We start from the raw sequence: 10946 nt of genomic DNA on the forward strand, positions 1-10946 counted from the left end.
AGGGCGAGGTCATCAAGACCGTGCCCGAGTCGAAGATCGTTCAGACGCTCATCGAGGAGGCGATGAAGATCGCCGAGCAGATGGAGAAGGACGGCATCGTGTCGGGGGAGCCGGCCGTCACCGTGAGCTGAACAGCACGGAATCTTCGAAGGGGGCCCGAGCATGACGATCCTGGAGAGCATCCGGCAACCACGCGACCTGAAGGCGCTGTCCGAGTCGGAACTCGGCGAACTGTCCCACGAGATCCGGGAGTTCCTGGTGCACGCGGTGTCCAGGACCGGCGGCCATCTCGGACCCAACCTCGGGGTGGTGGAGCTCACCGTCGCCCTGCACCGGGTCTTCGAGTCGCCCGTCGACCGCATCCTGTGGGACACCGGCCACCAGAGCTACGTCCACAAACTCCTGACCGGCCGTCAGGACTTCTCCAAGCTGCGCGGCAAGGGCGGCCTGTCCGGCTACCCCTCGCGTGAGGAGTCCGAGCACGACGTGATCGAGAACAGCCACGCCTCCACGGCCCTCGGCTGGGCCGACGGGCTCGCCAAGGCCCGCGAGGTGCTGGGGGAGAGAGGTCACGTCGTCGCGGTGGTCGGCGACGGCGCCCTCACCGGCGGCATGGCCTGGGAGGCGCTCAACAACATCGCCGCCGCCAAGAACCGGCCGCTGATCGTCGTCGTCAACGACAACGAACGCTCCTACGCCCCCACCATCGGCGGTCTCGCCAACCATCTCGCCACCCTGCGCACCACCGACGGCTACGAACGCGTGCTGGCCTGGGGCAAGGACGTACTCCAGCGCACCCCCGTGGTCGGCCGCACCCTCTACGAGGCACTGCACGGAGCGAAGAAGGGCTTCAAGGACGCCTTCGCCCCGCAGGGCCTCTTCGAGGACCTGGGCCTGAAGTACCTCGGCCCGATCGACGGCCACGACATCAAGGCCGTGGAGTCCGCGCTGCGCCGCGCCAAACGCTTCCACGGGCCCGTCCTGGTCCACTGCCTCACCGAGAAGGGCCGAGGCTACGAGCCCGCCCTCGCCCACGAGGAGGACCATTTCCACACCGTCGGCGTGATGGACCCGCTCACCTGTGCGCCCCTCGCCCCCTCCGGCGGTCCTTCCTGGACGTCCGTGTTCGGCGAGGAGATCGTCCGGATCGGCGAGGAACGCGAGGACATCGTGGCGATCACCGCCGCCATGCTGCGCCCGGTGGGCCTCGGCCCCTTCGCCGAGCGGTTCCCGGACCGGGTGTGGGACGTCGGCATTGCCGAACAGCATGCGGCGGTGTCCGCGGCGGGCCTGGCGACCGGGGGTCTGCACCCGGTCGTGGCCGTCTACGCCACCTTCCTCAACCGTGCCTTCGACCAGCTGCTGATGGACGTGGCACTGCACCGCTGCGGGGTGACCTTCGTCCTGGACCGGGCCGGTGTCACCGGCGTCGACGGACCCTCGCACAACGGCATGTGGGACCTGTCCGTCCTCCAGGCGGTCCCCGGCCTGCGCATCGCCGCGCCCCGCGACGCCGACCAGCTCCGTGCCCAGTTGCGCGAGGCGGTCGCCGTGGACGATGCGCCCACCCTGCTGAGGTTCCCCAAGGAGTCGGCCGGCCCGGCGATCCCGGCGCTGGACCGGGTCGGCGGCATGGACGTGCTGCACCGGGCGGGCTTCCCCGAGGTGCTGATGGTCGCCGTAGGTGTGATGGCGCCGGTCTGCCTCCAGGCCGCCGAACTGCTCCAGGCGCGGGGTATCGGCTGCACGGTGGTGGACCCCCGCTGGGTCAGGCCGGTCGACCCGGCCCTGCCGGCGCTGGCCGCCGGGCACCGCATGGTGGCCGTCGTCGAGGACAACAGCCGTGCGGCCGGGGTGGGTTCGGCGGTGGCGCTGGCCCTGGGCGACGCCGATGTCGACGTACCCGTACGGCGGTTCGGCATTCCGGAGCAGTTCCTCGCGCACGCCAAACGCGGTGAGGTGCTCGCCGACATCGGGCTCACGCCCGTCGAGATCGCCGGGCGGATCGGCGCGAGCCTCGCCGTCGGCGACGCGCTCGCGGAACAGCCACAGGACCGACAGTCCACCCAGGACCCACAGGACCCACAGGACCCTCAGGACCCACAAGCCACCCAGGCCACCCAGGCCACCCAGGCCACCCAGGCCACCCAGGCCACCCAGGACCCACAGGAGCACCAGGAGCACCAGGTATGACCACCGCGAAGTCCGCTTCGGACGCGTCGCAGACGGGGGAATTCGACCTCGGTGCGCTGCTGGCCGAGCGCGGGGCCGAGCGCTACGAGCTGCACAGCCGGTACCTCAACCACCAGCTCCCGCGCATGCTGCACACCATCGGCTTCGACAAGGTCTACGAGCGTGCCGAGGGCGCCCACTTCTGGGACGCCGACGGCAACGACCATCTGGACATGCTCTCCGGCTTCGGGGTGATGGGCCTGGGCCGTCACCACCCCGTGGTCCGCAAGGCGCTGCACGATGTCCTGGACGCCTCCCTCGCCGACCTCGTCCGCTTCGACTGCCAGCCGCTGCCCGGCCTGCTGGCCGAGAAGCTGCTCGCGCACAGCCCTCACCTGGACCGGGTGTTCTTCGGCAACAGCGGCACCGAGGCGGTCGAAGGCGCCCTGAAGTTCGCCCGGTACGTGACCGGCAGACCGCGCGTGCTGTACTGCGAGCACGCCTTCCACGGCCTGACCACCGGTTCCCTGTCGGTCAACGGCGAGTCCGGCTTCCGGGACGGCTTCGCTCCGCTGCTGCCGGACACGGCGGTACCGCTCGGGGACCTCGACGCCCTGGAGCGGGAGCTGCGCGCGGGGGACGTGGCCGCGCTGATCGTGGAGCCGGTCCAGGGCAAGGGAGTGCACGAGGCGCCCCCCGGCTATCTGCGCGCCGCGCAGGACCTGCTGCACCGGCACAAGGCCCTGCTGATCGCCGACGAGGTGCAGACCGGACTGGGCAGGACCGGCGACTTCTACGCCTACCAGCACGAGGCGGGCGTCGAACCGGACCTGGTGTGTGTGGCCAAGGCGCTCTCCGGCGGCTATGTGCCGGTGGGCGCCACCCTCGGCAAGGACTGGATCTTCAGGAAGGTCTACTCGTCGATGGACCGGGTGCTGGTCCACTCGGCCAGTTTCGGGGCCAATGCCCAGGCCATGGCGGTAGGCCTCGCGGTGCTGTCGGTCATGGAGAACGAGCAGATCGTCGCGCACGTCCGGAGCATCGGTGAGCTGCTGCGGAGCCGGCTGGCCGCGCTGACCGACCGGTACGAGCTGCTCGCCGACGTCCGCGGCCGTGGCCTGATGATCGGCATCGAGTTCGGCCGGCCCCGGTCGCTGAAACTGCGCTCGCGCTGGACCATGCTCCAGGCCGCCCGCAAGGGACTCTTCGCGCAGATGGTGGTCGTGCCGCTGCTGCAACGGCACCGGATCCTCACCCAGGTGTCCGGCGACCACATGGAGGTGATCAAACTGATTCCGCCGCTGATCATCGACGAGGGGGACGTGGACCGGTTCGTGGACGCCTTCACCGCCGTGATGGACGACGCGCACGACGGCGGACTGATCTGGGACTTCGGCAGGACCCTGGTGAAACAGGCGGTCGCCGACCGCTGACCGGACCCGGCTGGGGTATTTGCCCCAGATGCAGGGGGATTGCGGCCGCCGCGTCCGACCCCGACGCGGTCGACCTGCTGCTCGTCCCTACACTGCTGCAGAGTCCCACGGCCGCCCTGTGCCTGGGCCCGAGCCACGGAGACACGATATGACTGGCAAGGACATGGAGGAGAGGCTGCCCCGAGCCTTGTGGGTGCGGCTGTTCATCTACGTGGTGGCGGGTCACGTCCTCGCGGCCTTCCTCTACTTCCTGTTCGAGGTGGCCCCCAAGAAGTAGGGGGCCACGGGCACGCCGGGGGCCGGTCCCCGCGTCAGTCGAGCATGCGCTCGCGCAGCCGCTCCCGGGCCCCGGAGGTGAACCCGAGTGCCTGCTCCAGGTAGGTGTCCACGCCGCCCCAGGTCTCCTCGACCGTGTCGAAGGCGGCCGACAGGTACTCGGCGCGCGCGTCGAACAGGGGGTCGAGCAGCTCCATGACCTCGGGGGAGTAGGCCGAGGCGGAGCCGCTGCTGCGGTGCACCTTGTAGCGGCGGTGCTTGGCGCTGGACTTCAGGTAGTCGTCGACGATCGCGTCCCGCTCGACGCCCAGGGCGAGCAGTGTCACCGCCACCGACAGTCCCGCGCGGTCCTTGCCCGCCGCGCAGTGCATCAGCGCGGGGACGCAGTTCTCGGCGAGTGAGTGCAGGACCCGGGCGTGCTCGGTGGTGCGCTCCTTGATGATCAGGCGGTAGGACCTGATCATCCGGTCCGCGCCCTTGCCGTCCGCGAGGACCGACCGCAACTGGTCCAGGTCGCCGTCGCGCACCATCTTCCAGAACTCGGCGCCGTCGGCCGGGTCGCTGAGCGGCAGGTTCACATTGCGCACGCCCGGCAGCTCGACGTCCGCCCCCTCCAGCTTCTGGTCGGCCGCGTTACGGAAGTCGAAGACCGTGTGCAGCCCCAGGGAGGACAGGAAGACGGTGTCCTCCGCGGTCGCGTGGGCGAGGTGACCGCTGCGGAACAGCACCCCGTGCCGCACCCGCCGTCCGTCCACGGTCGGCAGTCCGCCCACGTCGCGGAAGTTGCGTACTCCGGTCAGCTCGGGTTCGGTCGACGGGATCTGCTGCGTCACGGAGGACTCCTCCCACTCGGCGCCGCCGCCGCGGCTCGTCGACGGGCACCACTCGACGATACGACATGCCTGCCTGGGGCAATGAGTTGTCCACAGGCAGGGTCCGGCCGCTCGGCGCGAATGCCGCGAAACGGGTGAAGTGTGCGGAGGTGTCGTGCTGTCGGGCCATGGGGGCCGTGCATCGGTCCGGAGGGGATCCGGCTGCCGTTGCCTTCCGGTCGCAGCGCCCGCGATGGAATGATTGACGCGTTATGTCCGATTCAGCGGTTTCGGTATAACGTGCCCCGATAGAAAGGGAAATGGGGATGGGTGCGTGAGCATCGTCATATCCGTGACAATGTGTTGTCGCCATGTTCACGTAATTCATGGGAATAGTGCGGGAATTCGCAGGGCTGCCGGAATCGCGGTCGACGCTCGGTGACGTCAATTCCTCCTGTGGATCACGGAAAAACCGTGTTCGCCAGAAACCTCCGCTTGTCCCTTCGCGTCCGGGTCGCTTACGTTCCCAACCGATCCGGACGGACGCCTAATCCTGCCGCCGCCCGGAGCCCGCACACACTCACCCGTGTACGGCAGGAGCGGGGGACCCACAGGTACGACTGCCTGTTCCGGTCTCCGGAACAGGCTCAGGGGTTAAGTCGCGTGAAGTCGCGGCCGGGCATCTCCAGCCCGAACCCGACAGCTCACCTCGTAGGCGCCGGAGACAGGAATTCGTCATGCCCGCGAAGGGTAAGCACCGCCGTACCAAGGCTCAGCGTCTCAGCCGTTCCGTCGCCGTCGTCGGAACCGGTGGCGTCGCACTCGCCCTGCCGCTTCTCGGCGCCACCGGCGCGTATGCCGCTACGCCGCAGGCGGCCCCCGAAAAGGCCGTCCAGTCCCTTTCCGCCGACGGCCACAAGGCCACCGGCGGAAAGGCCGACAAGAACCGCACCTACACCGTGAAGGCCGGCGACTACCTCGCGAAGATCGCCCAGGCGGAGCACGTCGACGGTGGCTGGAAGCAGCTCTACGCGGACAACCGCGAGGCCGTCGGTGACAACCCGGCGCTGATCCACCCCGGTCTGAAGCTCTCCGTCGACGGCAAGGCCGCCACGAGCGCGCCGAAGAAGTCCGCCGGGTCCTCTACCCCGAAGCCCGCCGCGCCGAAGGCCTCCGCCCCGAAGCCTGCCGCCCCGAAGGCCGCGAAGCCCGCCGAGCAGCCGGCGCAGCAGTCCTCCCCGGCCGCCTCCGCCCCGGCGACGGCGAACCAGGCCGCCTCCGCCTCCTCCGGCTACAGCTCCCCGGTGCCGGGCGGCGGCGTCGGCACCGCCTACAAGGTGGCCGGCAGCATGTGGTCCAGCGGCTACCACACCGGTGTCGACTTCAGCGTCCCGACCGGCACCTCCCTGAAGGCCGTCGGCTCCGGCACGGTCGTCTCCGCAGGCTGGGCCGGCGCGTACGGCAACCAGGTCGTCATCAAGCTCAGCGACGGCTACTACGCGCAGTACGCCCACCTGTCCTCGCTGTCCGTCTCGGCCGGCCAGACCGTGAGCGGCGGCCAGCAGGTCGGCCTCTCCGGCTCGACCGGCAACTCGACCGGACCGCACCTGCACTTCGAGATCCGCACCTCCCCGAACTACGGCTCGGACGTGGACCCGCTGTCCTACCTCCGCTCGAAGGGCGTCTCCATCTGACCCCTGCGGCACCCTTCCTGACACGCGCGCCGAAGGCCGGACCCCGATCCCGGGTCCGGCCCTCGGCGTATTCCGCTGTGACCGACATTTTGACAGTGGTTTATCTCACCGTGCGTCAACCCTTGCCTACGGTCGCGTAGGTCACATTCAAGGGTGAATCATGAGCTGCTGTGGCAGACGATTCGAAGAGTGACAGCGGAAGAGTGATCGGGTCGTACGTGGCGGTGGGGGACAGCTTCACCGAGGGTGTCGGCGACCCCGGACCCGGCGGGGCGTTCGTCGGCTGGGCCGACCGGTTCGCCGTGCTTCTCGCCGACCGCCGGCCCGAGGGGGCTTTCGAGTACACCAACCTCGCCGTGCGCGGAAAACTGCTGGACCAGATCATGGCGGACCAGTTGCCCAGGGCGGTGGAGCTCGCCCCCGACCTGGTCTCGTTCTGCGCGGGCGGCAACGACATCATCCGTCCCGGTACCGATCCGGACGAGGTGGCCGAGCGTTTCGAGCGGGCGATCGCCGCGCTCACGGCCGTGTCCGGCACGGTGCTGGTGACGACCGGGTTCGACACCCGCGGCGTTCCCGTCCTCAGGCATCTGCGCGGCAAGATCGCCACGTACAACGGGCATGTGCGGGCCGTCGCGGACCGCTACGGCTGCCCGGTACTCGACCTGTGGTCCCTCAGGAGCGTTCAGGACCGCAGGGCGTGGGACGCCGACCGGTTGCACCTGTCGCCCGAGGGACACACACGGGTGGCACTCCGCGCGGGACAGACCCTCGGCCTGGACGTCCCCGCCGATCCGGAGCAGCCCTGGCCGCCCCTGCCGCCCCGCGGCGCCCTCGAGGTCCGCCGGGACAACGTCCAATGGGCCCGTGAGTACCTGGTGCCGTGGATCGGCCGCCGACTGCGCGGCGAGTCCTCGGGCGACCATGTGAGCGCCAAGGGCACGCTGTCGCCGGACGACATCAAGGTCCGGATCGCCTCCGTGGCATGACGTCCCGTGAGCAGCGTGGTGATCACGGCGGGCCTGGACAGAGGAGCGGCGGCCCCGCACGCCGCCGGGCACGGCGCCGACCGCGCGACGCATTCGATCCCGGCCGCCTGGTCAGCCCTGGTCAGCCCGGTCAGCCCGGCCGCCTGGTCAGCCCCGGTCAGCCCGGCCGCCTGGTCAGCCCCGGTCAGCCCGGCGGCCCCGGTCGCCCCGGCCACTCGGCCGGTACGGCACCGTTGCCACCCCGGCTGCACATAATGGAATGTCTGAACGACTCCACCTGGAGGCACTGTGGCCGGTCCCCGTTTCCCGAGCGCAGGACTCCGCGCCTTACGGCCCCTGGCCTTCGGCGCGGACCCGAGCGGCGCACGCATGGCCCGCATCCGTAGATCCCCGCACTTCAAGGACGGCGTCTTCCAGAACCCGGGCGGCCCCGCCCGGACCCGTCCCTCGGGCTCGGCCCGGGACCTGGCGAAGGTCTACTTCGACAAGGACAGCCGGTCCCGCCGCGCCCCGCGGGGCGACATCCCGGTGCACCCCACCACCGTCGCCGACATCTCCCGCCCGCCCGCCACGGGACTGCGCCTGACCTGGATGGGCCACTCCGGCGTCCTCGCGGAGATCGACGGCCACCGGGTCCTGTTCGACCCCGTCTGGGGCGAGCGCTGCTCGCCCATCCCCCTCGTCGGACCCAAGCGGCTGCACCCCGCGCCCCTCCTGCCGGCCGCGCTCGGCCCGGTCGACGTCGTCGTCATCTCCCACGACCACTACGACCACCTGGACCTGCCCACGATCAAGGCACTGGCCGGCACCGACACCCTGTTCGCCGTGCCCCTCGGGGTGGGCGCGCACCTGGAGCACTGGGGCGTGTCCGCGGACCGGTTGCGCGAGCTGGACTGGCAGGAGACGACGAGGATCGGCGGCCTCACTCTCACCGCCACCCCGGCCCGGCACTTCTGCGGCCGCGGACTGCGCAACACCCAGCACACCCTCTGGGCCTCCTGGGCGGTCGCGGGGGAGAAGCACCGGATCTACCACAGTGGTGACACCGGCTACTTCGCGGGCTTCCAGGACATCGGCGCCGGCCACGGCCCGTTCGACGCGACGATGATCCAGGTCGGCGCGTACTCGGACTTCTGGCCGGACATCCACATGACGCCCGAGGAGGGGGTGCGGGCGCATCGCGATCTCCAGGGCGGCGCGGCGGCCGGTGTGCTGCTGCCCATCCACTGGGGCACGTTCAACCTGGCGCCGCACCCCTGGGCGGAGCCGGCGGAGTGGATGAAGGACGCGGCCGAGGAGGCCGCTCAGGCGGTGGCGTTCCCGCGGCCGGGTGAGCCGTTCGAGCCGGCGGGGGAGCTGCCGGTCGAGCCGTGGTGGCGTGCGCTCTCCGGTCCGATCGCATACCCCTGGCGGCGTCCCCGTGTCGCCGAGGGCGCGGCCGAGACGAGCAAGGGCGACCTCGACCTCGCCGGTGAGCGGTGACGTCGGCCGGGGACGAGCCGGGGGAGATGGTCCAGGTGCGGGAGCGTCTTCCGGCTGAGGCGCTGGGTCGTTCGCTGCTGGATGTGGGCGGGGCGCCCCGGGTGGAGCGTGAAGTCGCTGCGCAGCGATTCAGGCCCTTGCCGTTCCTGGACGGTTCGTCCCGGGTTGTCGTCCGAACACGCATTCCGGGGCGCTGAACCAGCCGGAGGGACCCCGGAGTGGGCAGCGCTCGGCCGCACTACTCGGCCATTGCCCTCGACCCCCGTGCCTTCGGCGCCTTCGGCGCCGGCTGGTCGACCCGCTGGCACATGCGGCTGACCGAGGAACCACAGGCCGGTACCGCCCTGATCACTCTGGCCGACGGCTCCCAGGTCCGCCATGGCCGCAACCCCGACGGCAGCTACGCCGGCCCTTCCGGCGGCACCAGCACCTTGGCCCGCGAGGTCGACGGCTGGGTACTGCGCGGTACCTCCGGCACCACCTACCACTTCAACTCGACCGGACTGCTCACCCCGATCAAGGACGGCAGCGGACGTGCCCAGTCACTGGCCTATGCACAGGAGGACGGCGGCCCGCTGACCCGCGTCACCGACGGACTGTCCGGCCGCTACCTGGACCTGGCCTGGACCTACACCTACAGCGGTGACCGGCTGACGAAGTTCTGCCCACCCGGCTCGACAACCAAGTGCACCGTCTACGACTACGCCGACGCTCGCTCTACCGGACCTCGGTCCTGGACGACAACCCGGTCTCGTACTGGCGGCTGGGCGAGGAGAACGGATCCCTGTCCCGCAGCCAGGCCCCCTCCCGGACCGGCTTGAACACTGCCGGGGTTGGAAGAACCTGGGCACCGCGATCGACAGCCGCACCGGTGCCGACGTTCCCCTGCCAGGACAGCCGTGAGTTCGGACCTCCGCCCAGTACCCGAAGGGAGCCCCCACATGCCCCACCCCGCTGTCGCCCGCCTGCGCGAGTTGCTCGCGGCCCGCCTCCGGCGGCGACGCGGTGGACTGGGCAGAGATCGAGAAGACGGCACACCTGGCGTTCCCGGCCGATTAGCGCGAGTTCGTGGAGACGTACGGTGGCGGTGAGATCAACGAATACCTGGCCATCAGCACGCCGCCGGTCCCCGGATCCCCGTACGGGGATCTCCTGGACAGAGTCGATCCGGCCCTTCCGGACCTCGAAAAGTTGGGCACCCTCCTGCCGGCAGGCGCACTGCCGCCACTGCTGCCCTTCGCTGACTTGGGTCACGGCGATGTCGCGTTCTGGCTGTGTGAGGGCGCTCCCGACGACTGGCGGGTAGCCGTCTTCCAGAGGCAGACGGCCTTCGGTATGAACCATTGGGTGGTATTTGGGGGAGGTATGGCGTCTTTCTGTGTGGCGGTCCTGACCGGCGAGGCGGACCCGTTCAGTGAAGAGTTCTCGGTGGGGGACCGGCATGATTTCGTGAGCTGGCGTGAAATGTAGAGATCAGCCCAGGGCCCGCTTCCGGGCAGAGGGCGACGCCACGGCCCACCCGCGCGGCTCCACAGCGGATGCCCTCCGCCTCTGGTCTGGTCCCGAAGCCGGGACTGGAGGACCCGCCCCTCAAGTCGTAGTGCTGGACGTCAACTCCACCGCCGTCGATCTGATCGCTGCGGCGGTTGTGGCGTTGGCTGACCGGTGAGGAGGTCACGGGACCGGGTGGTTCCGCGTTCCATCCCGGCCCTGTGGCGCTTCGGGATCTGCCTATGACTCAGGCGAGCGACCGGCGACACGTTACGGACCCGCACGGGAGATGTGACGAGTGTCGACGCCTTCTCGGCTCGGTGGCCGGGGGCGGTCATCAGGTATCGGCGGGGCCGGAAGCGGGGTGTCCGGTTGTTCAGGTACTTCGAGGTGCGGTGCTCCACCCTCGGCATAACCGGACGGGCCGCGCCGTAGGAGCGGAGCTTGTTGGTGACCGCCACCCGCGGCGTGTACTCCAGATCCCTCAGGACCGGGAGTGCACACACGGCCCCGGCGTAGTTCCGGGTTGATGTGGTTTGCCCGGTGATGTGTCGGTGGGCTGGGCCGGTTTGCCAGACGAGCGCGACTCCTGATGAT

At 70.1% G+C, this 10946-nt stretch carries 9 protein-coding genes, 3 pseudogenes and 1 riboswitch; of the genes and pseudogenes, 10 read left to right on the top strand and 2 right to left on the bottom strand.

Features of this window, described 5'->3' with window-relative positions; translation table 11 throughout:
• The 5 genes and pseudogenes from ACIF9R_RS37605 to ACIF9R_RS37625 all read left to right on the top strand — a co-directional run.
• A pseudogene (locus ACIF9R_RS37605) lies at positions 1-131 on the top strand (4-hydroxy-3-methylbut-2-en-1-yl diphosphate synthase); the annotation flags it as partial.
• A gap of 31 nt (positions 132-162) precedes the next feature.
• Positions 163-2193 (top strand): 1-deoxy-D-xylulose-5-phosphate synthase, encoded by a 2031-nt coding sequence (gene dxs, locus ACIF9R_RS37610; protein ID WP_399987525.1) that lies wholly within the window; start codon positions 163-165, stop codon positions 2191-2193.
• Entirely contained in the window at positions 2190-3605 is a 1416-nt protein-coding gene (locus tag ACIF9R_RS37615) for an aspartate aminotransferase family protein (RefSeq protein WP_399987527.1), read from the top strand. Before dxs ends, ACIF9R_RS37615 begins: the two co-directional genes overlap by 4 nt.
• 47 nt (positions 3606-3652) lie before the next feature.
• A pseudogene (locus ACIF9R_RS37620) lies at positions 3653-3757 on the top strand (XRE family transcriptional regulator); the annotation flags it as partial.
• A complete protein-coding gene (locus ACIF9R_RS37625; protein ID WP_399987529.1) occupies positions 3754-3882 on the top strand; it encodes a DUF6126 family protein in 129 nt (42 codons plus the stop codon). The pseudogene ACIF9R_RS37620 and the gene ACIF9R_RS37625, both read left to right, overlap by 4 nt.
• 34 nt (positions 3883-3916) lie before the next feature.
• On the opposite strand, the gene ACIF9R_RS37630 is transcribed toward ACIF9R_RS37625, so the two are convergent.
• Complete coding sequence (locus ACIF9R_RS37630; protein WP_399987531.1) at positions 3917-4714, bottom strand: tyrosine-protein phosphatase; 798 nt, start codon at positions 4712-4714, stop codon at positions 3917-3919.
• Between the two features lie 546 nt (positions 4715-5260).
• Positions 5261-5426, top strand: a riboswitch (cyclic di-AMP (ydaO/yuaA leader).
• 4 nt (positions 5427-5430) lie between these two features.
• Here ACIF9R_RS37630 and ACIF9R_RS37635 point away from each other — a divergent pair.
• The 5 genes from ACIF9R_RS37635 (at position 5431) to ACIF9R_RS37655 (ending at position 10328) form a co-directional block, all read left to right on the top strand.
• On the top strand, positions 5431-6387 hold the full coding sequence (locus ACIF9R_RS37635; protein WP_399987533.1) for a peptidoglycan DD-metalloendopeptidase family protein: 957 nt from the start codon (positions 5431-5433) through the stop codon (positions 6385-6387).
• A gap of 203 nt (positions 6388-6590) precedes the next feature.
• A complete protein-coding gene (locus ACIF9R_RS37640) occupies positions 6591-7376 on the top strand; it encodes an SGNH/GDSL hydrolase family protein (RefSeq protein ID WP_399987541.1) in 786 nt (261 codons plus the stop codon).
• A 288-nt stretch (positions 7377-7664) separates the two neighbouring features.
• Positions 7665-8858, top strand: a complete 1194-nt coding sequence (locus tag ACIF9R_RS37645; protein ID WP_399987535.1) for an MBL fold metallo-hydrolase — start codon at positions 7665-7667, stop codon at positions 8856-8858.
• A 218-nt stretch (positions 8859-9076) separates the two neighbouring features.
• On the top strand, positions 9077-9679 hold the full coding sequence (locus ACIF9R_RS37650; protein WP_399987537.1) for a hypothetical protein: 603 nt from the start codon (positions 9077-9079) through the stop codon (positions 9677-9679).
• 247 nt (positions 9680-9926) lie between these two features.
• On the top strand, positions 9927-10328 hold the full coding sequence (locus tag ACIF9R_RS37655; protein WP_399987539.1) for an SMI1/KNR4 family protein: 402 nt from the start codon (positions 9927-9929) through the stop codon (positions 10326-10328).
• A gap of 389 nt (positions 10329-10717) precedes the next feature.
• Here ACIF9R_RS37655 and ACIF9R_RS37660 read toward each other — a convergent pair.
• Positions 10718-10819 (bottom strand): annotated as a pseudogene (locus ACIF9R_RS37660) (IS6 family transposase); the annotation flags it as partial.
• Positions 10820-10946 lie beyond the last annotated feature (127 nt).

It is taken from the genome of Streptomyces sp. NPDC086080, from assembly GCF_044540255.1.
GTDB lineage: Bacteria > Actinomycetota > Actinomycetes > Streptomycetales > Streptomycetaceae > Streptomyces.

What these genes read in the sequence shown, in the direction of transcription:
- dxs (WP_399987525.1), top strand. Translation starts at nt 163, where the DNA reads ATGACGATCCTGGAGAGCATCCGGCAACCACGCGACCTGAAGGCGCTG.
- ACIF9R_RS37615 (WP_399987527.1), top strand. Translation starts at nt 2,190, where the DNA reads ATGACCACCGCGAAGTCCGCTTCGGACGCGTCGCAGACGGGGGAATTC.
- ACIF9R_RS37625 (WP_399987529.1), top strand. Translation starts at nt 3,754, where the DNA reads ATGACTGGCAAGGACATGGAGGAGAGGCTGCCCCGAGCCTTGTGGGTG.
- ACIF9R_RS37635 (WP_399987533.1), top strand. Translation starts at nt 5,431, where the DNA reads ATGCCCGCGAAGGGTAAGCACCGCCGTACCAAGGCTCAGCGTCTCAGC.